23 protein-coding genes are annotated in these 23,774 nt (G+C 70.9%); 12 read left to right on the top strand and 11 right to left on the bottom strand.

The window, feature by feature from the left end; translation table 11 throughout:
• Positions 1-6: 6 nt before the first annotated feature.
• On the bottom strand, positions 7-1,371 hold the full coding sequence (locus OHA73_RS40765) for a sensor histidine kinase (protein ID WP_327658625.1): 1,365 nt from the start codon (positions 1,369-1,371) through the stop codon (positions 7-9).
• A gap of 71 nt (positions 1,372-1,442) precedes the next feature.
• Positions 1,443-2,150 carry a response regulator transcription factor gene (locus OHA73_RS40770; RefSeq protein WP_327657766.1) on the bottom strand — a complete coding sequence of 236 codons (708 nt, stop codon included), beginning with the start codon at positions 2,148-2,150 and terminating at the stop codon, positions 1,443-1,445.
• Between the two features lie 63 nt (positions 2,151-2,213).
• On the opposite strand from OHA73_RS40770, the gene OHA73_RS40775 reads away from it, so the two are divergent.
• Positions 2,214-3,404: a UDP-N-acetylglucosamine--N-acetylmuramyl-(pentapeptide) pyrophosphoryl-undecaprenol N-acetylglucosamine transferase gene (locus tag OHA73_RS40775; RefSeq protein WP_327657767.1), complete on the top strand. Its 1,191-nt coding sequence runs from the start codon at positions 2,214-2,216 to the stop codon at positions 3,402-3,404.
• Positions 3,401-4,426, top strand: coding sequence for a GDP-mannose 4,6-dehydratase (locus OHA73_RS40780; protein WP_327657768.1), 1,026 nt, complete (start codon positions 3,401-3,403; stop codon positions 4,424-4,426). Before OHA73_RS40775 ends, OHA73_RS40780 begins: the two co-directional genes overlap by 4 nt.
• An 8-nt stretch (positions 4,427-4,434) precedes the next feature.
• Here the strand turns inward: OHA73_RS40780 and OHA73_RS40785 are convergent, their stop codons facing one another.
• Positions 4,435-4,815: a winged helix-turn-helix transcriptional regulator gene (locus OHA73_RS40785; protein WP_327657769.1), complete on the bottom strand. Its 381-nt coding sequence runs from the start codon at positions 4,813-4,815 to the stop codon at positions 4,435-4,437.
• Between the two features lie 143 nt (positions 4,816-4,958).
• Here OHA73_RS40785 and OHA73_RS40790 point away from each other — a divergent pair, with 143 nt between their 5' ends.
• Together OHA73_RS40790 and OHA73_RS40795 are read left to right on the top strand one after the other, a co-directional pair.
• Entirely contained in the window at positions 4,959-5,876 is a 918-nt protein-coding gene (locus OHA73_RS40790) for an NAD(P)-dependent oxidoreductase (protein WP_327657770.1), read from the top strand.
• Positions 5,873-6,760 (top strand): NAD(P)-dependent oxidoreductase, encoded by an 888-nt coding sequence (locus OHA73_RS40795; RefSeq protein ID WP_327657771.1) that lies wholly within the window; start codon positions 5,873-5,875, stop codon positions 6,758-6,760. The genes OHA73_RS40790 and OHA73_RS40795 overlap by 4 nt, the downstream gene beginning before the upstream one ends.
• Before the next feature lie 57 nt (positions 6,761-6,817).
• Here the strand turns inward: OHA73_RS40795 and OHA73_RS40800 are convergent, their stop codons facing one another.
• Complete coding sequence (locus OHA73_RS40800; protein WP_327657772.1) at positions 6,818-7,672, bottom strand: alpha/beta fold hydrolase; 855 nt, start codon at positions 7,670-7,672, stop codon at positions 6,818-6,820.
• 130 nt (positions 7,673-7,802) lie between these two features.
• Between OHA73_RS40800 and OHA73_RS40805 the strand changes: the two genes are divergently transcribed.
• The 4 genes from OHA73_RS40805 to OHA73_RS40820 all read left to right on the top strand — a co-directional run bounded on the left by OHA73_RS40805 (position 7,803) and on the right by OHA73_RS40820 (position 10,525).
• Positions 7,803-8,225 (top strand): winged helix-turn-helix transcriptional regulator, encoded by a 423-nt coding sequence (locus OHA73_RS40805; RefSeq protein ID WP_266723878.1) that lies wholly within the window; start codon positions 7,803-7,805, stop codon positions 8,223-8,225.
• 31 nt (positions 8,226-8,256) lie between these two features.
• On the top strand, positions 8,257-8,724 hold the full coding sequence (locus OHA73_RS40810; RefSeq protein WP_327657773.1) for a hypothetical protein: 468 nt from the start codon (positions 8,257-8,259) through the stop codon (positions 8,722-8,724).
• Complete coding sequence (locus tag OHA73_RS40815; protein WP_327657774.1) at positions 8,721-9,620, top strand: NADP-dependent oxidoreductase; 900 nt, start codon at positions 8,721-8,723, stop codon at positions 9,618-9,620. The genes OHA73_RS40810 and OHA73_RS40815 overlap by 4 nt, the downstream gene beginning before the upstream one ends.
• Positions 9,621-9,712: 92 nt before the next feature.
• Entirely contained in the window at positions 9,713-10,525 is an 813-nt protein-coding gene (locus OHA73_RS40820; RefSeq protein WP_327657775.1) for an alpha/beta fold hydrolase, read from the top strand.
• 66 nt (positions 10,526-10,591) lie between these two features.
• Here OHA73_RS40820 and OHA73_RS40825 read toward each other — a convergent pair whose 3' ends face one another.
• The 4 genes from OHA73_RS40825 to OHA73_RS40840 all read right to left on the bottom strand — a co-directional run bounded on the left by OHA73_RS40825 (position 10,592) and on the right by OHA73_RS40840 (position 13,997).
• Positions 10,592-10,990 carry a PPOX class F420-dependent oxidoreductase gene (locus tag OHA73_RS40825; RefSeq protein ID WP_327657776.1) on the bottom strand — a complete coding sequence of 133 codons (399 nt, stop codon included), beginning with the start codon at positions 10,988-10,990 and terminating at the stop codon, positions 10,592-10,594.
• 42 nt (positions 10,991-11,032) lie between these two features.
• Positions 11,033-12,088 carry a phosphotriesterase family protein gene (locus OHA73_RS40830; protein ID WP_327657777.1) on the bottom strand — a complete coding sequence of 352 codons (1,056 nt, stop codon included), beginning with the start codon at positions 12,086-12,088 and terminating at the stop codon, positions 11,033-11,035.
• Positions 12,085-13,104 (bottom strand): DMT family transporter, encoded by a 1,020-nt coding sequence (locus tag OHA73_RS40835; protein WP_327657778.1) that lies wholly within the window; start codon positions 13,102-13,104, stop codon positions 12,085-12,087. The genes OHA73_RS40830 and OHA73_RS40835 overlap by 4 nt, the downstream gene beginning before the upstream one ends.
• Before the next feature lie 140 nt (positions 13,105-13,244).
• Positions 13,245-13,997 carry a glutamine amidotransferase gene (locus OHA73_RS40840; protein ID WP_327657779.1) on the bottom strand — a complete coding sequence of 251 codons (753 nt, stop codon included), beginning with the start codon at positions 13,995-13,997 and terminating at the stop codon, positions 13,245-13,247.
• A 130-nt stretch (positions 13,998-14,127) separates the two neighbouring features.
• Between OHA73_RS40840 and OHA73_RS40845 the strand changes: the two genes are divergently transcribed.
• Positions 14,128-15,138: a LacI family DNA-binding transcriptional regulator gene (locus OHA73_RS40845; RefSeq protein WP_327657780.1), complete on the top strand. Its 1,011-nt coding sequence runs from the start codon at positions 14,128-14,130 to the stop codon at positions 15,136-15,138.
• A gap of 13 nt (positions 15,139-15,151) precedes the next feature.
• The gene (locus OHA73_RS40850) at positions 15,152-16,264 is read left to right on the top strand and encodes a M20 family metallopeptidase (protein ID WP_327657781.1); all 1,113 of its coding nucleotides are present in this window, start codon (positions 15,152-15,154) and stop codon (positions 16,262-16,264) included.
• A gap of 68 nt (positions 16,265-16,332) precedes the next feature.
• On the opposite strand, the gene OHA73_RS40855 is transcribed toward OHA73_RS40850, so the two are convergent.
• Together OHA73_RS40855 and OHA73_RS40860 are read right to left on the bottom strand one after the other, a co-directional pair.
• The gene (locus OHA73_RS40855; RefSeq protein ID WP_327657782.1) at positions 16,333-17,427 is read right to left on the bottom strand and encodes a CU044_5270 family protein; all 1,095 of its coding nucleotides are present in this window, start codon (positions 17,425-17,427) and stop codon (positions 16,333-16,335) included.
• On the bottom strand, positions 17,424-18,059 hold the full coding sequence (locus tag OHA73_RS40860; protein WP_266723892.1) for an RNA polymerase sigma factor: 636 nt from the start codon (positions 18,057-18,059) through the stop codon (positions 17,424-17,426). Before OHA73_RS40860 ends, OHA73_RS40855 begins: the two co-directional genes overlap by 4 nt.
• Positions 18,060-18,366: 307 nt before the next feature.
• Between OHA73_RS40860 and OHA73_RS40865 the strand changes: the two genes are divergently transcribed.
• Positions 18,367-18,852, top strand: a complete 486-nt coding sequence (locus OHA73_RS40865) for a hypothetical protein (protein WP_327657783.1) — start codon at positions 18,367-18,369, stop codon at positions 18,850-18,852.
• A 156-nt stretch (positions 18,853-19,008) separates the two neighbouring features.
• On the top strand, positions 19,009-22,632 hold the full coding sequence (locus OHA73_RS40870) for a S8 family serine peptidase (protein WP_327657784.1): 3,624 nt from the start codon (positions 19,009-19,011) through the stop codon (positions 22,630-22,632).
• 80 nt (positions 22,633-22,712) lie between these two features.
• Here OHA73_RS40870 and OHA73_RS40875 read toward each other — a convergent pair whose 3' ends face one another.
• Complete coding sequence (locus OHA73_RS40875; protein ID WP_327657785.1) at positions 22,713-23,714, bottom strand: WD40 repeat domain-containing protein; 1,002 nt, start codon at positions 23,712-23,714, stop codon at positions 22,713-22,715.
• Between the last annotated feature and the right edge of the window lie 60 nt (positions 23,715-23,774).

Here is a 23,774-nt window from a genome sequence, read left to right on the forward strand (position 1 = left end):
GGAGCTCTAGGCGTGCGGAATCGTGAGGCGGAACTGGGCGCCGCCACCGGGCGCGGGTTCGGCGACGAGGTCGGCGTGGTGGGCGTGCGCGATCTGGCGGGCCATGGCGAGGCCGAGGCCGGACCCGGGCAGGGCGCGGGCGCTGCGGGCGCGGTAGAAGCGGTCGAAGACGTAGGGCAGATCCTGTTCGGAGATGCCGGGGCCGTGGTCGCGGACGGTCAGCTCCAGGGTGTCCGACACGGAGGTGAGCGTGACCTCGACGGGGCGGCCCGGCGGGCTGAACTTGGCCGCGTTGTCCAGCAGGCTCGACAGCAGCCGTGAGAGCCGAGCCGGCACACCTGCGACGGTGGCGGTGCGCGCCTCGGGGGCGATCGACAGGGTGAGCGGGGTGGCCGGCCAATGGCCGCGTGCCGTCTCGACGGTGTGCGTCACGATGTCCGCGAGACGGATCTCCTCGATCAGCGGGTCCGGTTCCTCGTTCCGGGCCAGCTCGACCAGGTCGTTGACGAGGAGGGTGACCTCGCGCAGCTGGCGGCTCAGTGCGCCGGCCGCGCGCTCGCGCTGGGCGTCGCTGAGGCGGGAACTCCGGGTGAGCAGCTCGGCGTTGGTGCGCAGCGCGGTCAGCGGGGTGCGCAGTTCGTGGGAGGCGTCGGCGACCAGGCGTCGTTGCGCGCCGATGGACTTCTCCAGCTCGTCGAGCATGGTGTTGAAGGAGGCGGCGAGACGGGTGATCTCGTCGTCCTGGCCGGCGCGTTCCGGCGGCAGTTCGATGCGGTGCCGGGCATCGCGCGTGGCGGCGATGCGTTCGGCCGTGGCGGTGAGCCTGCTGACGGGCGCGAGTCCCGTGCGCGATACCCAGGCACCGAGGGCGCCGGCCAGCAGCACACCGGCCACTCCCATGCCGCCGAGCAGCACCGCGGCCTGACGCACACCCCGGTCCACGGTGTCCGCCCGCACGGCGACTTGGAGGGCGCGTCCCTCGGGCAGCGGTGTCGTGAGCATCCTGGCCCGGTGACCGGACAGCCTCAACTCGCTGTAGTACGGCCCCCGTTCGCCGGAGGCCACCTCGCGCGTGGAGTCGGTGACCGGCAGGAGGTACGGCTGCGTCGGGTCGTCGTCCGGCTGCGCGGGGACCAGCTGCGCGCAGGCCGGGGCGGCGAGGTAGCGGCACTGGCCCTGCACCACACCCGAGGGCTCGTGGCCGTACTGCTGGGTGGCCAGCCGGGCGGACTGCGTCAGGTGCAGGTCGAGCTGGTGCAGCAGCTGATGACGGATCACCACGAAGCTGCCGGCGCACAGGCCGACGGCCACGGCGGCCACGGCCGCGGCGGCGGCGAGGGTCAGCCGGGTGCGCAGGGGACGGCGGCGCATCCAGCGGGCATGTCTGCGCCCGCCCTTCGGCAGCGGCCGGGACTGCGGTTCCGTGCTCTGCGGTTCAGTGCTCACGCCAGGTCCAGCCGGTAGCCGACGCCATGTGCCGTGTGGACGAGCCGTGGCTCGCCGTCGGCCTCCAGTTTGCGGCGCAGATACCCGACGTAGACGGCGAGGGAGTTGGAGTCGGGACCGAAGTCGCGGCCCCACACCCGCTCCATGATCGTCTCGCGGGGGAGTACCTGCCCGGGGTGGCGCAGCAGCAGCTCGAGGAGGGAGAACTCGGTGCGGCTGAACTCGATGACACGTGTGCCGCGCCGCCCGCTCCGGCTGGCCGGGTCGACGACGAGGTCGGCGAAGCCCAGCGTCGTCGACGACTCCTCGGGCGCGGCGCTGCGACGCAGCAGGGCCCGGATCCGTGCCACCAGCTCGTCAAGGGCGAACGGTTTGACCAGGTAGTCGTCGGCCCCCGCCTCCAGGCCGTCCACCCGCTCGCTCACCGAGCCCAGCGCCGTGAGCACCAGGACCGGCGTGCGATCGCCGAGCGCCCGCAGGCGGCGGCAGACCGCGAGGCCGTCCACGCCAGGGAGCATGACGTCGAGCACCATGGCGTCCGGCTCCCAGGCGGCGAGGGCGGAAAGCGCCGCGAGGCCGTCCTCCGCCCCGCGCACCTCATAGCCTTCGACCGCGAGTCCGTCCTCGACGGCGTACCGCACCTCCGGCTCGTCGTCCACCACCAGAACCTTCGGTGCGTTCGTGCACCCGTCGGCCGCGTTCATGGGGACAGCCTGCCAAAACCTGGTCTTAGAAAGTTCTTAGAGCGCGCCAGCAGTGTGTCGGCCATGAGGACACAGCGAACATCCCATGGCCGGCTGTCGGTGGTGATCGGCGCGGGCGGCACGGGTGGACACATCTATCCGGGGCTCGCGCTGGCGGACACGCTGCGGCGCGCCGTGCCCGACGCCGAGATCTCCTTCGTCGGCACCGAGCGCGGCCTGGAGACCCGGCTCATCCCGGAGGCCGGGTACCGCCTGCACACCGTCGACATGATCCCCTTCGACCCGTCGCTGGGTGCCCGGCGGTTCCTGCTGCCCGCCGCGCTGGTCAAGTCCGGCGCCCAGGCCAAGTCGGTGCTGCGTGCGCAGCGGGCACAGGTCGCCGTCGGCATGGGCGGGTACCCGAGCGCCCCGGTGATCGTCGGAGCGCGGATGGCCGGGCTGCCCAGCGTCATCCACGAATCCAACGCGGTGCCCGGGCGGGCCAACCGGTTCGCCGCGCTGCTCACCGACCAGATCACGCTGGCCTTCGAGGAGAGCCGGGCACATCTCGCCGGCAGCCGGCACGCCGACGTCGTGGGCATGCCGATCGCCTCGGAACTCGCCGCGCTGGACCGGCCCCGGCTGCGCGACGACGCCCGGCGGGCCCTGGGGGTCCCTGCCCAGGGACGGCTCCTGCTGGTCAACGGCGGCAGCCTCGGCGCCGCCCGGCTCACCGCGGCCGCCGCCGACCTCGCCCGGCGCTGGCAGGACCGCACCGGCGTCCACCTGCTGATCAAGACCGGCCCCGCCGCTCTGGAGGACATCCGCCGGCGACTCGTCGAGACCGGCGCCGACCGCGTGGCGACCGCCGTGCCCTACCTCGACCGCATGGACCTGGCGTACGCGGCCGCCGACCTGGCCGTGTGCCGCGCCGGGTCCGCGACCGTCGCCGAACTCGCGACCACCCGCACCCCCGCCGTCCTGGTGCCCTACCCCTACGCGCCGGGCGACCACCAGACGCACAACGCGCGGGTCCTCACCGACGTCGGCGCGGGACTCCTGCTGCCCGACGCGGACACGGACGCCGCCAGCCTGGCCGCTCTCGTCGAGCCACTGCTGGCCGAACCGTCCCGGCTTGCCGCCATGTCGGCCGCCGCGCACCCCGGCCGACACGGGCGGGCGGCCGACCTGCTGGCCGCGCACGTCCTGCGCCTCGCCGGTCGCCCCAGCACCCACCCCACCCTTCCCACACCTCACACGGAGATCGCCATATGACCACCAACGCCCACGCCGCTGCCGCCGATTTCGACTGGACCGGCCGCACCGTGCTCGTCACGGGAGCCGAAGGCTTCATCGGCTCCACCCTCGTCGACCTCCTCGTCGCCCGCGGGGCGAAGGTCCGCGCCTTCGTCCACTACAAGCCGTACGGCGAAAAGGGCAACCTCGCCCCCTACCTCGGCGCCGCCCACGGCCCCGTCGAGATGATCGCCGGTGACGTCCGGGACGCGGGCCGGGTCATGGACGCCGTCGAGGGCTGCGACACCGTCTTCCACCTCGCCGCGCTCATCGGCATCCCCTACAGCTACGACGTGCCCGGCGCGTACGTGCAGACGAACGTCGTCGGCACCGAGAACGTGGCCGAGGCCTGCCGCAGGCACCAGGTGCGCCGCCTGATCCACACCTCCACGAGCGAGGTCTACGGCACCGCGCTCACCGCTCCGATCAGCGAGGCGCACCCGCTCCAGCCGCAGTCCCCGTACTCCGCCTCGAAGATCGGCGCGGACATGATGGCCCTGTCGCACTGGCACGCCTTCGAGCTGCCGGTGACGGTGGTGCGCCCGTTCAACACGTACGGCCCCCGGCAGTCGGCGCGCGCCGTCATCCCCACCATCCTCGCCCAACTGCACGCCGGCCGACGCCAGATCAAGCTCGGCTCCCTCACCCCCACGCGCGACTTCACCTACGTCACCGACACCGCCCGCGGCTTCCTGGCCATGGCCGCCTGCGACGCGGCCCTGGGCCACAGCGTCAACCTCGGCACCGGCCAGGAGATCGCCATCGGGGACCTCGCCAAGGCGCTGATCAACGCCTCTGGCCGGGACGCCGAGGTCGTCGTCGACCGGAGCCGGCTGCGCCCGTCGGGCAGCGAGGTGCACCGGCTGCTGTCCGACAACGCCCGAGCCCGGGATTGGGCGGGGTGGGAGGCTGAGGTCCCGCTGGACGAGGGTCTGCGCCGCACCTCCGACTGGGTCGCGGAGAACCTGCACCTGTTCGCTGCCGACCGCTACCAGGTCTGACCGACGGATCAGGAGGCGGCCGACGTTGAAGTGTCGGGGGCCGGGACGACGCTGAGGCCACGGTGGCGGATCCGGTCACGGCCCCACTCTCCGAGCGGCAGCAGCGCCTCGTTGAGTGCCGCGCCCGACTCGGTCAGCGAGTACTCCACCTTCGGCGGCACCTCCGCGTAGACCGTACGGAGCACGAGGCCGTCCTCCTCCATCTGGCGCAGATGCTGGGTCAGCATCTTCTCGCTCACGCCCGTCAGCGCGCGGCGCAGTTCGGCGAAGCGCCGGACGCCGTGCGCGTGCAGCTCCCAGAGGACGAGGCCCTTCCACTTTCCGCTGACGACGTCGAGTGCGGCGTCGATACCGCAGATGTAAGGGCCGTTGCGGGGCGCCTTCGCCATGTCCTGCAGCCTCCGGTCTCTGCTTGCATACAAAGCTTGCTTACAAAAAGGTAAGTACCGCAGTAAATAGTGGGTACTTCCGCGACGATACCGCCTTGCGCAGCATGGTCGTCGTGTCCGAACCCACTAGAAACCCAGTCCAGTTGACCGACGTCAGCATGCTCGGCCTCGGCGCGATGGGCAGCGCGCTGGCGGCCGCGCTGCTCGACGCCGGACGCTCCGTGACCGTCTGGAACCGAACCCCCGGCCGTGCCGCAGAGTTGATGACCCGCGGAGCCCGCGGCGCGGACTCGGTCCGCGAGGCCGTGACGGCGAGCCCGGTCGTCATCGCCTGCCTGCTCAAGTACGACTCGGTCCGGGACACCCTCGCCCCGGTCGCCGACGAGCTGCGCGGTCGAACCCTGCTCAACGTCACGACCACCACACCGAACGAGTCCCGCCAACTCGCCACTTGGGCCGCCGAATTCGGTGTGACCTACCTCGACGGCGCCATCATGGCCGTACCCGCCATGATCGGAACCCGCGAGGGTCAGATCTTCTATAGCGGCTCGCGGACCGCGTACGACACCCTCCTGCCGACCCTCGACGTCTGGGCCACGAGCGAGTTCCACGGCGAGGATGCCGGCCGGGCGTCGCTGGTGGACCTGGCGATGCTGTCGGGGATGTACCAGATGTTCGCGGGCTTCATCCACGGTGCCGCGATGGTCGCCCCCATGGGGACGAGCGCGTCCGACTTCGCCGCCCGGCAGGCCCCGTTCCTGGCCGCCATGACCCACGGACTCGCCGGCTTCGCGGAGGTCGTCGACGGCGGCGACTACTCCGTCCCCGGCCAGCAGAGCCTGGACTTCTCCGACCTGTCGCACATCGTGCGGGCCAGCGAGGAGCAGGGCGTCGACGCCGCCCCGATCGCCGGGGTACAGGCGCTGATCAGCCGACAGATCGACGCGGGTCACGGCCGGGAGGGCTTCGCGCGGATCTACGAGAGCCTGCGCGCTGCCCGTCCCACGACCCTTCCCGCCACCCGCCCCACCGCCCGCCCCGAGGAAGGAACCGCAGCATGAATACCACCCCCGTCACCCTGATCGGTCTCGGCCCGATGGGCCGGGCCATGGTCCGGGCGCTGCTCGCGGCCGGCCACCCCGTCACCGTCTGGAACCGCACTGCCGCCCGCGCCGACGGCCTCGTGTCCGACGGCGCCACCCTGGCCGCCTCGCCCGCCGACGCGGTCGCCGCGAGTGAACTGGTCATCCTCAGCCTCACCGACTACCAGGCGATGTACGACATCCTCGGCGGCGCGACCGCGGAGCTGGCCGGCCGCACGATCGTCAACCTGAGCTCGGACACCCCCGACCGTGCCCGCGAGGCCGCGGCCTGGGCGGCGTCGCACGGGGCGAAGTTCCTGACCGGCGGCGTGATGGTGCCCGCGGAGATGGTGGGGACCGAGGCGGCGTACGTGTACTACAGCGGACCGCCCGAGGTCCTCGAGGCGCACCGCCCGGCGCTGGCCCGCATCGGGGCGCCGCGCCATCTCGGCGAGGACGCGGGCCTGGCGCAGCTGATGTACCTGGCACACCTCGACGTATTCCTGACGAGTCTGTCGGCGCTGCTGCACGGCACCGCGCTGCTGGGCTCGGCCGGGATGTCCGCGGCGGAGGCGGTCCCGGAGCTGATGTCGACGCTGACCGGCATCCCGGCCATGATCGAGGCCGGTGGGGACATCGGCGCACAGATCGACGCCGGTGAGCATCCGGGACACCTGAGCACGGTGACCATGATGGGCGCGACCGCGGACCACATCGCCGCCACCAGCGCCACCGCCGGGGTCGACCTCGCCCTTCCCCGCGCTGTCCAGGCGCACTACCGCCGCGCGATCGCCGACGGCCACGGGAAGGACAACTGGACCCGCATCGTCGACGGGATCCGGGACCCGCGAGGGAAGGTGTAGGTGGGGCAACGGGGCGTGGCAAAAGGCGAGTTCGGCCGCGGCAGCGTGTCGATTGGTTCAGGCGCTTCCAGCCGAATCCTCACCGGCCAGGAACGGACGCAGCAGAGCCAGCAGGGCGTCTGGCCGGTGCAGCGGGATGATGTGGCCGCAGTCCTCGATGAGGTGCCCGGTGAGATCGTCGGTGACCGGGCGGAGTTGGTGTTCCAGGGCCGAGCCGACGGGCTGCGCGCCCAGCGCCATCGTCGGCACCGTCAGGCGGGCCGCGGCGACCGCGTCCTCGATCTGCGCCGCGCTCTCGGGCATGGCCCGGTAGTACGAGAACGCGCAGGTCAACGCCTGACGGCCGGTGTATGCGCGGACGAAGGCGTCCCGGACGGCGGGGCGCACGCCGTCGCCACCCGTGCCGGCGTGGAGGAACCAGTCGACGTACTCGGCTTCGTGGCCCTCCAGCACGGTCTCGGCCAGTCCGGGCGCGGCGGAGTGGAAGCCGAACCACCACGGCGGACCGCCGGCGAGGAACTCCTCGGCGCCGGGCAGCCGGCCCAGCAGTGACTCCATGACGACCAGGCGGCGGACGAGACCGGGGCGGCGCATGGCGAGGAGGAACGCCGGCGGGGCGCCGGCGTCGATGCCCACCACCGCGGCCGAGGACACACCGAGCGCACCGAGAAGCGCGGCGGCGTCCTCGGCCAGGGTGCCTGCGTCGTACCCGGACTCGGCCCTGCTGCTCGCGCCGAACCCGCGCAGGTCCGGGGCGATGACGCGGTAACGGTCGGACAGGTCGGCCATGGCGTCAGTCCACAGCTCCCAGGTGTGCGGGAAGCCGTGCAGCAGCAGGACGGCAGGTCCCGAACCGGCGAGGGCGACGTTGAGTTCGACACCGTTGACGGAGATGCGTCGGAGCTCGGGCACGGAGGGACTCCAAGGGCGGTGAGGGAGGCGTGGATGGGAGAGGGACGGTGAGGAATAGTGACAACCTCACGGTAGGGAACTAGCCTGATCCGCCCAAGACGGCACTTTCCCTTCAGGTGGTGAACCCCAGGTGACCACGTCGAGATCCGGCGGACGTGAGCAGCGACGCGGTGAGCGTGGTGAGCGCGGTGACCTGCTGGATCCGCTCTGCCCGACCCGCCGGTTGCTCGACCGCATCGGCACCAAGTGGACGTCGATGGTGGTCAAGGTGCTGGCCGAGCGGGCTCCGGGCGAGATCCGCTTCGCTGAACTGCGGCGCCTCGCCCCCGGCATCTCGCAGAAGATGCTCTCCGTCACCCTGCAGAACCTGGCCCGCGACGGCCTGGTCGCGCGTCGCGTGGAACCCACCGTCCCGCCCGCAGTCCACTACCGGCTCACCGAGCTCGGCCTGTCCCTCGAAGGGCCGCTCTCCGCGCTGCGGGTCTGGGCCGAGACACACATGCCGGAGATCGACCGCAACAACCAGCTCGCCGACGAGTCGTCGCCCGACTAGCCACTGGCACCCATGAGGCATGATCGGGGCCATGAGACATCCGCATCTGGCGAGTACCGAGGCCGCTGTGGTGGCGGTTCGTGAGGTTGCTCGGGAGTACCACCTCGAGGTGTCCGTCACCGACGACATCGGCGCCGACCAGACGTCCCGCCGGACCTCGGCCGGGGTCTTCACCGTCCTCGACCCGGACGGCACGCTGCCGCACGAGGCACACATCGACCTCGGCGGCTCTCCCGCGGTGTCCGTCCGGATCTTCCCGGACGACGACGCGAAAATCACGGTCGAGAACGTCGACTTCGACGACATCCCCCGAGACGCCGTCCCGGCGTTCCTGCGGTCCGTCTACGGAGGCCTGGCCCACGTAAAGCGAAGGCGGTTCCCTCCCGCCCTGTGGCTGATCGTGCCGCTGCCCGGTGACGACACCTACAAAGAGCTGATCCTGCCCAGTGCGCTCAGCCCTTGGCTCGCCCGCAACGTTCAGGAACGGAACACCCCATGAAGGCAGCGCAGTTCAGTCGGTTCGGTGGTCCCGAGGTGCTGGAGATCGTCGAGCTCCCCGATCCGCATCCGGGAGCCGGGGAGATCCGGATCGCGGTGCGCGCCGCCGGTGTGAACGCCAGCGACTGGAAGAAGCGACAGGGGCTGATGGACCAGGAGTTGCCCCAGACGATGGGCTACGAAGCCGCGGGGGTCGTCGACGAAATCGGGGACGGGGTCGAGGAAGTCGCCGTCGGGGACCGGGTGTTCGGGTTCGGCGGTGACGGCGCCGCGCAGGCGGAGCGGGCCGTGTTGTCCGCATGGGCGGCCATCCCCGCGTCGCTGGACTTCGCCGGCGCCGCGGCCCTGCCCTCCTCGGTCGAGACGGCGGCGAGAGCCCTCGACCAGCTCGGCGTCCGCAGCGGCGGCACGCTCCTCATCAGCGGGGCGTCGGGCACCGTCGGCAGCGCCGCCCTCCAACTCGCCGTCGCCCGCGGTGCGCAGGTGATCGGCACCGGCAGCCCGGCCACCCATGACCGCCTCCGTGAACTCGGCGCGGAACCCGTCGCGTACGGCGACGGCATGACCGACCGGGTCCTGGCCCTCGCGCCGAACGGGGTCGACCTGGCGCTGGACGTCGCCGGCAGCGGGATCCTGCCCGAGCTGATCGACCTCGCCGGCGGTGCGGACCATGTCATCACCGTCGCCGACTTCGAGGGGGCGCAGCGGCACGGTGTGCGCTTCAGCCGCGGAGACACCGGCCGCGCCGTCTACGCGCTGGGTCAGGTGGCCGAGCTGATCGCCGCGGGCCGGTTCACGCTCCCCGTCGGCCGGACCTTCCCGTTGGCCGACGTCGCCGAGGCGCACCGGGTCGGGGAATCCGGCCAGGTACGCGGAAAGCTTGTCCTCCTGGTCTGAGGTTGCCCGCTGAGGCGATGAGGTTTCCTCCCGGGCGGAGTCCTCCCTACGTCACCGCGATCGCGGGACGACCGCCCAGGGAAGGACGACCCGTGACCACCACCCACACCCTCGACGTCGCCGGTGCACGCCTGCACTACGAAGTCCGCGGCTCAGGACCGCTGTTGCTCGTCATGGGATCGCCGATGGACGCGGAGGCGTTCGGGCCGCTGGCCGACGCGCTCGCGAGCGACCACACGGTCGTCACCCACGACCCGCGGGGCATCTCCGGCAGCCCCCTCGACGACCCCGAGCAGGACTCCACCCCTGAACTGCGGGCGGACGACGTCGCCGCGCTCCTGGACGCCCTCGGCGCGGACTCCGCCGACGTGTTCGGCAGCAGTGGCGGGGCGGTCACCGGGCTCGCCCTCGTCGCACGGCATCCCGGGCGGGTGCGCACGCTCGTCGCGCACGAGCCCCCGCTGCTGGAGCTGCTCCCCGACGCCGCGGAGCAGCTCGCGGAGGCGGACGACATCGTCGAGACCTTCCACCGGGAGGGGGTGGGCGCGGCGTGGATGAAGTTCATGGCCAACGCCGGGTTCGACGTCGGCGACGGCGAGGACGTCGCCCCCACGCCGCCTGGGGAGCCCACGGACCAGGACCTCGCCAACAGCGCCCACTTCTTCGGCCACGAACTGCGGGACACCATCCGCCACGTACCCGACATCGTGGCACTGACGGCCCCTCCGACCCGCGTCGTGGTCGGTATCGGCGTCGGCTCGGCGGGCCTGATCACGGCCCGTACCTCCAGGGCACTGGCCGAACGCCTCGAAACCGCTCCGGTCGAATTCCCCGGCGACCACGGCGGCTTCATCGAACAGCCCAAGGAGTTCGCCGAGCGGCTGCGGGAGGTGCTGAAGAGCTAGCCGACGAACGGACGGCGGGTGGCGGGCGACAGGCCACAGACGGCGGGGCCCGTCGACCGATCCCGGCTAGAAGGTGATCTCGAGCCCGATGACGGGATGCCTACGGTGGCGTCCCGAGATCGCGGAGTACCAGTCGCCGATGCGCGCCATCACGTACTTCTGGCGCAGCAGAGCACCCGCCTTCTTCGTCTCCGCCTCGTCCAGCACCCGACCGGTGCCCGTGGCCCGTACGGCGTCCGGGGCGACGCGGCCGCGGACGTCGCAGACGGCGACCTCGGCCCGGGAGTCGCGGCGCAGCCGCTTGACCTTCCAGGCGTCGGCCGCGCTGCGCACGTAGAGCCGGTCACCGTCCATGGCGTGCCAGACCGCGGTGGCTCTCGGTGTGCCGTCCTTGCGGTACGTGGTGAGGCTGACGTAGCGGGCGCGCTGGAGCGCGGCGAGTGTGGCGGGGTCGAGTGAGGTCACAGGGGGACGGTACCGGGAGGTGGGCCCGGGGTCTCCTCGGAGTCAGCAACCGGTGAGCATCCGGGCCGGGTTGTCGTGGGTGAGGCCGGCGACCAGGTCGTGGCCGAGGCCCCGGGCGGTGAGCATTTCGGCGAAGACCGTGGGCACGAAGGTGAGGCCGTTGCCGCCGTGCCGGGTCCACATCTGCTTGAGGAACAGGTCGTGGCTGAGCAGGAGTTGGCCGGCATGGCCGCGGGAGGCGAGCCGCGCGACCGCGTCGGCGGTGAGCTCCGCCCGCGGGGCGGCGCCCTCGTGGGGGAAGGTGATGTCCATCCCGATCATGTCGAACTCCAGCCAGGCACCGCGTGCCGCGATGGAGTCCTGGTAGGCGGTGTCGCCGCTGGACGGGTCCATGTGGGCCAGGACGACCCGCCCGGGTGCCACGCCCATCTCGTCGAGCACGATGTCGAGGACTTCGTGTGCCCGTCGTTGCCATCCCGGGAGGTGGATCATCAACGGGACGTCCGGGTGGTTGAGTTGAGCGAGCGCGGCGGCGCGGACGGAGAGATGTTCCGCGGGGGTGAAGTCGGGGGAGACGCCGATCTCGCCGATCAGGCCGGGACGGATGTGGTGGTCCGGGGTGCCGTGGGCGAGTTCGTCGTCGATGGCCCCTGCCTGGGCCTCGATGTCGGCCGCGGAGATGCGGGGGCCCTCGAACTTCTCGAGGTAGGCGCCGCAGCCCATGACGACGTTGACGCCGCTCCGCAGGGACGCCTCGCGCAGCCGCTCGGGCGCACGGCCGATCGCGGCGCTGGACGTCGCGTCGACGACGGTGCCGCCTCCGACGGCCCGAAATGCCGCGATCTCGGGTAGGACGTCGGTCATCGGCTTGGCGGCGAGGTTGTCCGGGCAGCAGTACGGATCGTGCCGCAGGGCCGACGCCGCGGAGGCGCTCACCGGCTGGTCGGCCAGGAACCCGGTGAACGAGTAGCTGGGCTTGTCGAGTACGCCGGAGAGGTCGTTGAACAGGTGCTCGTGCGGCAGGACGAGGCCGAGGTCGGCAGCGGGGACGGGGCCGGTGACCGTCCGGGCGTGCGGCTGGTGGTGTGTCGGTGTCATGGCCGGTCCGCGGCTTCCTGCGTACGGGAGGGGATCATCGCGATGCCCGCGGCGACGATGCCCAGCACCGTGCCGACCACGGTCACCACATGCACGGTGTGGCCGAGGGACGGGTTGATGGTGTCGAGGACGAGCGACCCGAGCAACTGGCCGGCGACGGACGAGAGTCCGAGGAGAAGCAGACCGAGGCCGCGGACGAGCAGGGCCATGAACGCGATGGAGAGCAGACCGAGGATTCCGCCGGTGTACATCCACCACGTGGAGGGCAGGGCGAACTCCACCGATCCGGCGGCCATCCGGACCAGCAGTCCCACCAGCAGGACGGTGAAGCCGACGAGGAAGTTGAAGCCGATCGAGACGAGCACGGAACCCGTCGAGCGGGCGACGGCGGAGTTGCCCGCGGGCTGCCAGCCCGCCAGTAGACCTGCGGCGAAGGGCAGGAGGGCGAACGCGATCGTGCCCGGCACGTGGAAGGAGGGCAGGATCGCCAGGACCGTGGCGGCGATGGCCAGGACGGCGCCCAGCAGTCGCGTCGGGGACAGCGGCTGCTTCACCTCCGAGGTGACACCGACGCGGTCGCAGATCACTCCGGAGACGATCATTCCGGAGACCAGTGCGATCTGGAAGACCGCGACTCCGAGCGCGCCGACCGACACACCTTCGGAGAGCACGACGGCGCCGCCGCACAGGCCCGCCAGACAGTTCCACCAGGGGAGATTGCCGGTACGGATCTGGCGGGGCAGCCCCAGCGCCTGCCGGCGGGTGGTGGGTCGGGCGAACACGATGATCGCCATGAGCAGCAGGCCGCTGCCGAAGGAGATGACCGCCGCGGCGTTGCCGTCGTCGATGGTGTCTCCGAGGGCGCCGTTCACGGTGGACTGCAGAGGGCTGAGCATCCCGGCCAGGATGGTGGCCACGACCAGGAGCGCCGTGGCGGTGTTCCGGCCGGTGCGTCCGGCGCCTGTCGACGGACCGGTCCGCACGAGCGACGGATCAGGGGGCGAAACGGATGTCATCGTGAAGCCACCAATTCTCTGAGCGTTCCGGGCAGGGCCGGACCGGCAGTTTCACCGTGGCCCGGAGGCTCCGTGAAACTGCACGTTAGGTCCGGTTCGGGAGGGGCGTCGACCGTGATCGGTGAGGTGTGCGTCACGGCTCACTCCGCGGAGGCGGCGAGCCATGCCACGGCCTGGTGGAACAGCCGCTGGTAGCCCTTCCACTCGAGGAACTCGGTCGGGGCCCAGTGCGGCGAGATGTCCGAGGCGAACGCCAGGGTGCGGCCGGCGCCGACGGTGCGTACGGCGAGCAGCGGACGCGATTCGACGGTGGCGAGCACGGTGGCGTCGGGCCGGGCGACGAGGCGCTGGTAGCCGAGCAGGATCGGCCACTGGGCGTCGAGTCCTGCGGTGACCTCGTGGTCGGCGTCGGTGAGCTCGCCGTTGACACCTTCCGGGCACTCGACCCGGTCGTCGTAGGGGTAGATCTCGACCGGCAGGACCTCCTCGACGGCGGTGCCGTGGAAGTTGGCCTTGCCCTGGAAGCCCTGGAAGCTGAGGTAGCCACCGGCCATGGCCAGGCCGCCGCCCTTGCCGACCCACTCGGCGAGCAGCTTGAGGCGGTTGGGGAAGGGCCGGCCCTGGGCGAAGACCTGCGGAGGCAGCAGCAGCGAGTTCGCCCCGATGTCGGACAGGATCACGACGTCGTAGGCGGCGAGCTTCTCCAGGGCCTCGGGAAAGTCGGTGGCCACGGCGTGGGAGGGCAGGTGGGTGACCGTGTGCCCCTCGGCCTCAAGGGCCTCGATGAGGGCGGTCGCGCCCGTCTCGTACTGAGCGTGCGGGAAGGCGTCGTAGCCCTTGAAATCGGTCGAGGCGTTGATCCAGGACTCGCCGGCGATGAGAACGCGCGCCATGAGGGCTCCTTGCTTTGCGCAATGTTGTGCTTGTTGTTGCGCAACGCTAGGGACGGGTTTTCGTGAAGTCAATGGGGTAGCGGCAGGGAGTTGTGGATAGACTGGCGGGACGTGCAGAGAGGAAACCCGGGTGACTTTGACGAGCGTTGCGCAACATGCGCAAGTGTCGGTATCCACGGCGTCGCGCTATCTGCGCGGCCAGCTGAAGGTGAATCCCGAGACGGCCGCCAGAATCGACTCCGCCGTCCGCGAGCTCCGCTACGAGGTGCCCGCAGCCTCGTCCGAGGCCCCGAGCCCCCGGCGGAACCCGGTCATCGCGCTCGTCGTACCGGACCTGCTCAACCCGTTCTTCGCCGAGCTCGCCGAGGAGATCGCCGACAGGGCGGCCGCCAGTGACGTGGAACTGGTCGTCGGTGTCACCGGTCAGCAGGCGCGGCGCGAGGCGAGCGTCAGCGACCTCGTGGCCAAGTCCGACGCGATCGACGGGATGATCTACGTCGGCATCCACCGCAGTAATCCCCGGCTGATCGCCGCGATCGACGCGGGGCTGCCGGTGGTCGTCCTCGACGAGGAGATCGCGGGCAGTTCCCAGGCCGACGCCATCTCCGTCGACAACTACAGCGGCGCCTACCAGGCGACGGCCTACCTCGCCCAGCTGGGCCACCGGCACATCGCCCACGTCGCCGGGCCCCCGGAGCTGTCCACCAGCCGCGACCGGTACCGCGGCTACCGGGACGCCATGGAGCACGCCGGACTGAGCGTCAGTGACGACCTCGTCCTGCACGGCCCGTACACCGAACGCTTCGGGGCCAGTACGTTCCCCTACCTCGCCCGTGCCGACCAGTCGCCGACCGCGGTCTTCGTCGGCAGTGACATCGTCGCGGTCGGCATGCTCGCCAGCGCCGAACTCCACGGCCTGCGCATCCCCGAGGACCTCTCCGTGGTCGGCTGCGACGGGATCCGCGTCGGCGAATGGCTCCGCCCCAAACTCACCACCGTGCAGCAGCCCGTCGCGGAGCTGGCACGGACCGCGCTGGAAGTCGTCCAAGCGCGCATCGACAAGCCCGACAGTGAACGAGTGCAGCAGGTCCTCCCGCTGCACCTCGTCATCCGGGGATCGGCCGTACCGCCCCGAACCTGACAGGAGAAACCGCGTGCTCGACCCCGTGGCCCTCACCCAACAGCTCGTCAGGCTGGACACCCGCGCGGGAAACGAGAAGCCCGCCGCGCAACTCCTCGCCCCACTCCTGCGCGAGGCGGGCTTCACGGTCCGCATCGAGGAGGGGGAGGAGGAACCGGAGCGGGCCAATCTCGTGGCCCGCACGGGAACCGGCACCCCCATCACCCTGACCGGTCACCTCGACACCGTCCCCGCCGACGCCTCGGGCTGGTCCTTCGACCCGCTGAGCGGAGACATCCGCGACGACCGGCTGCTCGGGCGCGGCAGCAGCGACATGAAGGCCGGTGTCGCCTGCATCCTCGCCGCCGCCATCGAGCACTCCGCCCGGCACGCGGACGCGAACGTGCAAGTGGTGCTCACCTTCGGTGAGGAGACCGGCTGCGACGGCGCGGCCCAACTCGACGACCTGGCACCCAGCCCCGTCGTGCTCGTCGCCGAACCCACCGGAAACCAGGTCGTCCTGGGCCACAAGGGAGCGCTGTGGCTGCGCCTGACCGCGCACGGCCGCAGCGCCCACGGCTCGCGGCCCGAACTCGGCGTCAACGCCCTCGCGGCCCTCGCCGGCGCGGCCACCCGCATCTATGACCACGACGGCTGGCCCAGCAGCGAGACGCACGGCGCGGCCACCGTCAACGTCGGCACATTCCACGCCGGTGTCCAGCCCAACCTCGTGCCCGATCACGCCGAGTTGATGCTGGACATCAGGACGGTCCCGGGCTTCGCCTCCGGTGATGCGGTCTCGGCGATCCGCCAACTGGCGGGCCCGGACACGGACATCGACGCGGTCCTCGACCTCCCGAGCATCGCCACCGACCCGGGCGACGGCCTGGTGAAGACCCTGACGGCCGCCCTGCACCCGACCGACACGGCCGAGACGACCGGGACGGATCGGGGCCCTCAATACGCCACGTACTTCACCGATGCGTCGGTCCTCACGGACAAACTGAGCTCACCGGTGGTGATCCTGTACGGGCCGGGCGACCCGGACCAGGCCCACGTCACGGACGAGACCTGTTCCGTCTCCAACATCACGAGCGCCACCGAGGCGATGCTGAGGCTCTTGGAGACCTGGCGGGGTCTCGCCTGACGCGCCGGCTCGGGAGCCCTCAGAGGTCTGGGGGCCGTCAGAGGTTGGGGGTCTCAGGTTCGGAGACCTCAGCTCTCCCGCGCCCTGGACGGCTCCTGTCCCGCCTTGTCGACGACCGCGAAGTCCAGGATGGCCTCGCTCGACATGAGCGTGCCCTTCTTCCCGTACTGGGTGTCCTTGACGAGGTAGCTGCGCGAACCCAGGAACGTGAGGTCCTGGCGGTCGAAGACCCACTCGGTGCGGGTGTGGAACGTGGTGTCCTCGCGGGCGATGCCGACGCCGTGCCGGCCGATGGCGTCGTGGGCGGCGGGGGCCTTGGTGACGCCGGGGATCTTGGCGGCGGCCCGGTAGAGAGCGGCGGCGGCCTTCGGTGGAGTCACCCCGCCGAGAAGGCCTCCGATGCGTTCGAACACCGCCTGGTCGCGTTCCTGGTCGTCGGACTCGGGTGTCTTGGCGTACAGGAAGTGCAGCAGCTTGTCGGGGTCGGTGGGCAGGGACGCCAGCCAGTGGTAGGTGGGGCGGCCGAAGCCTTCCGGTGTGCCCTCGGTGTCGCCCAGTTGGGCATTGATGGGCAGGGTCTCGCCGTCCTCCTTGACGATCCCGAGCTTGCGCAGCGGCCCGGGGTCCTGGGCGACCCAGCTCTCGGACTCCTTCAGCGGCTCCATCACCGCCTTGCCACTGGTCAGGTCCGCACCCTGGTCCTTCTGTCGGGTGTAGGCGAACTGGTCGTCGCGGACGGTGAGTTCCTCGTTCTTCCCCGCGGCGTCGGAGATCTGGTCGAGGAGCGCGGCCGCGGGGCGTACGTCCCTGTTCGCCGTGGTGGTCGTCGTGGTGTCGTCGCCCGTGGTGAGGACGATGCTCGTGGTGAGGATTCCGGCGAGGGCGAGCGCCGTCACCGGTAGCAGGATGGCGGGGCGCAGCAGGCGTCGGGCGGAGAAGGCGGTACGGGCAGGCTGGGCGGGGGTGTCCGTGCGGTCGAGTTCGCGGTCGATGTGCTGCATCAGCTGTTCCTTGTGGTGAAGGTGCTGCGCATGGGGGAGGGGGTGACGGTCCGGGGCCGGCAGCAGCCGGGCGATCTCCGCGACGTCGGCGTCGGCACGTGCGTCTGCGCGTGTGTCGCCGGCGGTGCGCCGGTCCGCTCGTACGTCCTTGTTGGGGGTCATGCCGTCTCCTCCCGCACGGGCAGGGCCGCGAGTGCGGCTTCACCCTTCATCTCTCCGCGGTCCGCGCGCGGTTCCGGATTTTCCTGCGCCTCGTCCGTGAACCGGGCGAGCTTGGCGCGGGCCCGCGAAAGCCGGGAGCGCACGGTGCCGACGGGGATGTCGAGCGCCTCCGCGGCCTGCTTGTAGTCGAGGCCGGACCACACGCACAGCGTGAGCACTTCCCGCTCCGGGCGCCGGAGTCGGTCGAGTGCGACGTGTACGGCGGCCAGGCGCCGGGCATCGTCGACGCGCCCCGCGACCTCGGGAGCGAAGTCCTCGACCACGGGTGTCCGCCGCTGCCGGGCCAGGAACGCGACGCGGCGGCGCAGGCCCCGACGGGCGTTCTCCGCCTTGTGGGTGGCGATGCCCAGGAGCCAGGGGCGCAGTGATCCCCCCTCCTCGTGCAGCCGTTCCCGTACCCGCCAGGCGGTCAGGAACGTCTCCGACATGATGTCCTCGGCGCTCGTCCGGTCGCCGGTGAGCCACAGCGCGTGCTGGTGCACGGCGGCGGCCCACTGCTCGTACATCTCGGCGAACGCGTCGCGCTCACCGGCCCGTACGCGTCTGCGCAGATCGTTTTCTGAGTCCCTCACACCGACTGTCTCTCCGCGGTCCCGGTGGAGTTCCTGTGACCTGCGCCATGTCGACCTCCCCGTCCAGGGGGGGGGCGAGGAACAAGGCTAGCCCTGCGGCGGAAGCCAGCCGGAGGCCGGTGACCCGGGAGCGGAGTTCACCAAGTGACGACTGTCATGTCACGAACGTGTCCTGAACACGATCATGAAGCAACTGGGGCAACCGCACCGCTGTCTGAGGGGATAGAAAGCAACACGGGCGAACACCCGCCCCGTTCACTCGCCCGTCGCTCACCAGGAGCGACGGCCCCACGCGGAGGACACAAGAATGCGCACTCGGAAGATCTCGGCACTGACGCTGACCGCAGTGGCCCTCGGACTGTCGCTGACGGCCTGCAACGGCAGCGGCGGCGCCGACAACTCCTCCTCCAGCGCGCCCTCCAGTGCGTCTTCCAGCGCATCTTCCAGTGCGTCTTCCTCCGTGAGCAGTTCGGCGGAGACCGCGAGCACCCCGCAGCCCGATGCGACGCAGGGCCAGTCGTCGGGGGCTCCCGCCGCCAAGTCCGACGCGAAGTGCACGGACCAGATCAACTACGCGGGTGACCCGCGCTCCAATGCCGAGATCAACTCCATCGGCGCGGACACGGGTACGTGCCCCGAGCCCCAGAAGTCCGACAAGCCGTCGGGTACGCCGAAGGACCCCGACACGAAGTGCACGGACCAGATCAACTATGCCGGTGACTCGCGCCCCAACGCGGAGATCAACTCCATCGGCGAGGAGACGGGCTACTGCCCGCCGGTCAAGCAGAACTGAACGGCCTGAACGGACACGGTGAGCCGAGTGGCGGATAGGCGCCGTGGCGCCAACCCGCCACCGTAAAGCAAGTACCGCACGACGCACAGTAGTTGACACTCTTCCCAGCTCTCGGAGCGCACCCCGCACCCGATGGTTCCAGGAGAAGAGGCAACTATGGCAAGAGGTACCGCGCGACGCGGCGCGGCCCTGCTGTCGGCCGGGTTGGCGTTCGCGCTGCTGCCCGCCGTCGGTGCGCACGCCGAGCCGGACCACGTGAGACCCCAGTCCACGAAGGCCGCCCGCGCCGCTCACACCGTGACGCTGGTGACCGGGGACAAGGTGACCGTGACGGACATCGGCGGCGGGCAGCGGACCGTCGATGTCAAGAGGCCCCAGGGAGCCACCGGCCTCGTCCGTACGCAGGTCACCGACGGCAAGATACGTGTCGTGCCGGACGAGGCCGCCCCCTACCTCGCCTCGGGGAAGCTCGACACCCGGCTGTTCGACGTGAGCGGCCTCATCGAGCAGGGCCTCGCGGACACCAAGGCCGACGCCACCCCGCTGATCGTCACCTACGGCGGCAAGAGCGCGCGCGGCACCGCCGCCACGCCCAAGGGCGCCGACCGCACCCGCAAACTCGGCAGCATCGGCGGCGCGGCCCTCGACGCCGACAAGGGGCGCACCTTCTGGAACGACCTGACCAGCAAGGGAAGTTACACCGACGGCATCGGCAAGGTGTGGCTCGACGGCCTCGTCGAGGGCGACATGGAGGAGTCCAACGCCCAGATCGGCACCCCGAAGGCGTGGGAGGCGGGGCTCACCGGCAAGGGGGTGAAGGTCGCCGTCCTGGACACCGGGTACGACACCACGCACCCCGACCTCGCCTCCCGCGTGAGCGAGTCGAAGTCCTTCATCGAGGGGCAGGAGGTCGCCGACCGGGCGGGGCATGGCACGCATGTCACGTCGACCGTCGGTGGATCCGGCGCCGCGTCCGACGGCAAGGAGAAGGGCGTCGCGCCCGATGCCACGCTCGCCGTCGGCAAGGTGCTCAGCGACGAGGGCTATGGCACCGAGTCCGAGATCATCGCCGGTATGGAGTGGGCCGCCAAGGACATCAAGGCCAAGGTCGTCTCCATGAGCCTCGGCTCCGACACCGGCAGCGACGGCACCGACCCGATGGCCCAGGCCGTCAACTCCCTCACCACCGACACCGGCACGCTCTTCGTCATCGCCGCGGGCAACGCCTACAGCCCCGGCACCATCGGCGCGGTCGACGCGGACGACGAGCGGGCCTCGTTCTCCAGCCAGGGCCCGCGCCTCGGCGACGACGCCCTCAAGCCCGACCTCTCGGCCCCCGGCGTGGACATCCTCGCGGCCCGCTCCTCGCTGGTGGACGGCTCCGGCAGCTACACCACCATGAGCGGTACGTCGATGGCGACACCGCACGTCGCCGGTGTCGCCGCCCTCCTCGCGCAGGCCCACCCCGACTGGACGGCCGCGCAGCTCAAGAACGCGCTGATGTCGTCGTCGAAGCAGCTCTCCGACTCCGCGTACGCCATCGGCTCCGGCCGGGTCTCCGTCCCCGACGCGATCGCCGCGAAGGTCACCGCGACGGGCAGCGCCGACCTCGGTTCCTACCGCTGGCCGTACGACAGCAACAAGCCGGTCACCAAGACCCTCACCTACTCCAACTCCTCAGACCGTGCGGTGGAGTTGGAGCTCGCGGTACAAGGGGATCCCGACGGCGTTGCGACGCTCGCCGACTCAAAGCTGACCGTGCCCGCGCACGGCGCCGCCTCCACCACCGTCACCGGCGACGGCTCGAAGGCCGCCGTCGGCACCAACAGTGGTCGGATCGTGGCCAGTTCGGGTGGCGTGGCCGTCGCGCACACCGCCTTCGGGCTGGTCAAGGAAGAGGAGCGGTACACGCTCACCGTCCACGTGAAGGACCGGGACGGCAAGCCGGCCGCGGCCGACATCATGTACCAGCGGCTCGCCAAGGACACACTGCCGCAGCCGGCCACGGTCGATGAGTCCGGCACGGTCAAGCTGCGGCTCCAGCCGGGGACGTACTATCTGGACTCGTTCCTTGACGTCCGCGGAGCCCACGGCAAGGACTCCCTCGGCGCGGCCTATCTGTCCGACCCCGAGGTGAAGGTCGACGGAGACCGCGAGATCACGCTTGACGGCACCAAGCTGCGTGAGGTCGACACACGTGTCCCGAAGGACACCGACCCGCACCAGACACTCGTGCAGTACGACCGCAAGGCGGGCGGCACCGACGTGTTCGGCATGGTGCTGCTGCCCATCAAGTACGACACGCTGTACGCACTGCCCACCCGCCCGGTGAGCGACGGCAGTTACGCGTATCGCACCACCTGGCGCGAGGCCCAGCCGCGCGTCACCGTTGACGGCGTCGACGAGGTGTGGGAGCAGCCCGGCTCCACGCTCGTCGAGGGTGACAGCAGGCTCACGCTGGTGAACGCGGGTGCCGGTGCCCCCGCGGACTACACGGGCAAGAACGTGACCGGCAAGGGCGTCCTCGTGCACATCGACGGCACCCGCACCCCGGCGCAGATCGCGCAGGCCGCCCAGGACGCGGGAGCCAAGGCGCTGTTCCTCACGGACGACAACCCCGGCCGGCTGAACACCCTCTTCTACAACGACGACAACACGGACCGGCCGCTGCAGATCGCGAGTGTCACCAACGCCGACTTCGCGCGGCTGCTCACCAAGCAGAAGCACGGTGAGCGCATCAGGATGACGGGCGTCGCCAACTCCACGTACTCCTACGACCTGTCGAAGGGCTACAAGGGCGCGATCCCGGACCGGAGCCTGCTCTTCGCGCCGGGCTCCAAGGACCTCGCCACCGTCGACACCACCTTCTACGGTGCGAAGAAGACCGCGGGCAGCGAGTTCCGCCACTCGGTCGACCCGTCCTTCGCGGTCGCGGGCGGGTTCCAGGAGCGGTACGACTTCCCGGGGCACCGCACCGACTACGTGTCGGTCGAGCCGGGCCAGAAGTGGCACGAGTCCGTGAACCTCGGTCCCCTGGAGGAGCGCAGCGGCCTGGTGTCCTACCGGCCGGGCAGGCACACCGAGTTGAACTGGTTCAAGCCCGTCTGGCACCCCTACGGTGGCAGCGGTCTCGGTTGGGGCCAGCAGCGGAACGGTGACATGCTGCGCTTCAACATCCCCGGCTGGGGCGACTCGGGCCCTGACCACACCGGCTTCGGCGACCCGTACAGCCCGGAAGCCGGCATGACGCAGTCCACCGAGGCCTTCGTGAACGGTGAGAGCGCGGGCCGACGCACGGGCAGCACCGCCCAGTTCAGTGTCAACGACGGTTCCGAGCAGCCGTTCAAGCTGGTCACCGACACGGAACTCGACCCGGCCGTGTGGGGCATCCGCAGCACCTCGCACAGCGAGTGGACGTTCCGCTCGGGCACCACGCCGGACGACGCGTACACGTTCCTGCCGCTGATCAACCTCAACTACGACATCTACACGGACCTTGCCGGAAAGGTCCGTTCGGGCAAGCGCCTGCCCATCGGCCTGTCCGCCGAGTACGTCAAGGACGCGGCCGGCACGGGCACCATCGGCGGCGGCACCCTGAAGGTGTCGTACGACGACGGCAAGACGTGGAAGTCCGTTTCACTCACCGGCAGCGGCGCTTCCTGGAAGGGCACGCTGAACGTGCCGCGCGATGCCACCTCACTGTCGCTGCGGGCGACGGCGAAGGACGACAAGGGTGGCTCGGTTTCGCAGGAGCTCGTCCGGGCGGCGGCCGTGAAGTAGCCGTCCAGGACGATTGGAAGAAGGTCGGGGCCCGGCGCGGAGTAATGCCGCGCCGGGCCCCGCTCGATCCCGACGGCGCGTCAAAGTGCGCTGCCCCGGCGGCCGTTGGACCTCTTGCGCAGCCACACCATGCGGCCGCCCCCGAGCAGCAGGGCCACGCCGGCGGCGACACCGATCACGACGCCGGTGACCCGCATCCCGCTGAGGCCGTCGGCCTCATCGACGATCGCCGCGCCCGCCTTCGCCGGCCGTGCCACCACGCCACTGTTCCTGCCCTCGCTCCCGTACAGCAGTGTCCTGCCGTCCGTCGTGAACGTGATCGCCTCGCCCTGTTTCTGCTTCGGCACGTCCAGGGCCCGCGGGTGCGACGGCTTCCCATTCTTCCAGGTGTACATGATGCCGTCGTCGCCGCGGACGGCCAGCCGGGTGCCGTCGGGGGAGAAGGCCGCGTCCGTCACCCACAGGTCGATGTCGGCGACCTTGCCGAGGGTGTTGTCGCCGTCGGGGCTCGGCTCTTCGGGCGCCTCGTACAGCGCGCCGCCGTCCTTGTCCTTCGTGATGACGTAGATGCGCCCGGTCCCCGGGTGCACGGCGAGTGACTCGGCGTTGTGCGCCCCGTCCTCGTACGCCACGTGGTACTCGGTGGCCGCCACCGTCCGGTCGGAGAGGTCCGACGGCTCCTTGAGGCGGTAGATCCAGACGTGGTCCTCGTCCTCGTCGTTGTCGCCGATGGCGCCGACGTAGAGGTGGCCGTCCGGTCCGACCGAGACGGCCTCGACGTCATGCGGCTTGCCGACGCCGGTGTACGTGATCCTGGCGACCGTCTCGCCGGTCCTGCCGTCGACCGCGTACAGGTACGTGCCGTCGTCGCCGTCGTTGTGCGTCCAGTAGATGCCCGGGTGTGCCCGGGAGGCCGCGAGGCCGCTCGACTCGGTGATCCGCGGGTCCTTGATGGTGAATCCGTCGTCACCCGGGACCGAGGCGGACGCCGCGCCCGCGCCCACACCTGCCCCTGCTCCCGCTCCTGCAAGGAGCAGGACGGAGACCGGCAGTGCCGTTGCGTAACCCAAGATCCTGCGCATGGCGCCAGCCTGTCACGGCTTCCGGGCGGTCTCCCGTTCATGTTGCCGTAGCCCTGAAGA

It is taken from the genome of Streptomyces sp. NBC_00483 (assembly GCF_036013745.1).
Classification (GTDB): domain Bacteria; phylum Actinomycetota; class Actinomycetes; order Streptomycetales; family Streptomycetaceae; genus Streptomyces.

Excerpts from the sequence above, each read along its gene's own strand:
- OHA73_RS40865 (WP_327657783.1), top strand. The coding sequence starts at position 18,367 with ATGCGCACTCGGAAGATCTCGGCACTGACGCTGACCGCAGTGGCCCTC.
- OHA73_RS40875 (WP_327657785.1), bottom strand. The coding sequence starts at position 23,714 with ATGCGCAGGATCTTGGGTTACGCAACGGCACTGCCGGTCTCCGTCCTG.
- OHA73_RS40855 (WP_327657782.1), bottom strand. The coding sequence starts at position 17,427 with ATGACCCCCAACAAGGACGTACGAGCGGACCGGCGCACCGCCGGCGAC.
- OHA73_RS40830 (WP_327657777.1), bottom strand. The coding sequence starts at position 12,088 with ATGACACCGACACACCACCAGCCGCACGCCCGGACGGTCACCGGCCCC.
- OHA73_RS40835 (WP_327657778.1), bottom strand. The coding sequence starts at position 13,104 with ATGACATCCGTTTCGCCCCCTGATCCGTCGCTCGTGCGGACCGGTCCG.
- OHA73_RS40770 (WP_327657766.1), bottom strand. The coding sequence starts at position 2,150 with ATGAACGCGGCCGACGGGTGCACGAACGCACCGAAGGTTCTGGTGGTG.
- OHA73_RS40840 (WP_327657779.1), bottom strand. The coding sequence starts at position 13,997 with ATGGCGCGCGTTCTCATCGCCGGCGAGTCCTGGATCAACGCCTCGACC.
- OHA73_RS40870 (WP_327657784.1), top strand. The coding sequence starts at position 19,009 with ATGGCAAGAGGTACCGCGCGACGCGGCGCGGCCCTGCTGTCGGCCGGG.
- OHA73_RS40810 (WP_327657773.1), top strand. The coding sequence starts at position 8,257 with ATGAGACATCCGCATCTGGCGAGTACCGAGGCCGCTGTGGTGGCGGTT.
- OHA73_RS40775 (WP_327657767.1), top strand. The coding sequence starts at position 2,214 with ATGAGGACACAGCGAACATCCCATGGCCGGCTGTCGGTGGTGATCGGC.
- OHA73_RS40780 (WP_327657768.1), top strand. The coding sequence starts at position 3,401 with ATGACCACCAACGCCCACGCCGCTGCCGCCGATTTCGACTGGACCGGC.
- OHA73_RS40815 (WP_327657774.1), top strand. The coding sequence starts at position 8,721 with ATGAAGGCAGCGCAGTTCAGTCGGTTCGGTGGTCCCGAGGTGCTGGAG.
- OHA73_RS40765 (WP_327658625.1), bottom strand. The coding sequence starts at position 1,371 with ATGCGCCGCCGTCCCCTGCGCACCCGGCTGACCCTCGCCGCCGCCGCG.
- OHA73_RS40785 (WP_327657769.1), bottom strand. The coding sequence starts at position 4,815 with ATGGCGAAGGCGCCCCGCAACGGCCCTTACATCTGCGGTATCGACGCC.
- OHA73_RS40795 (WP_327657771.1), top strand. The coding sequence starts at position 5,873 with ATGAATACCACCCCCGTCACCCTGATCGGTCTCGGCCCGATGGGCCGG.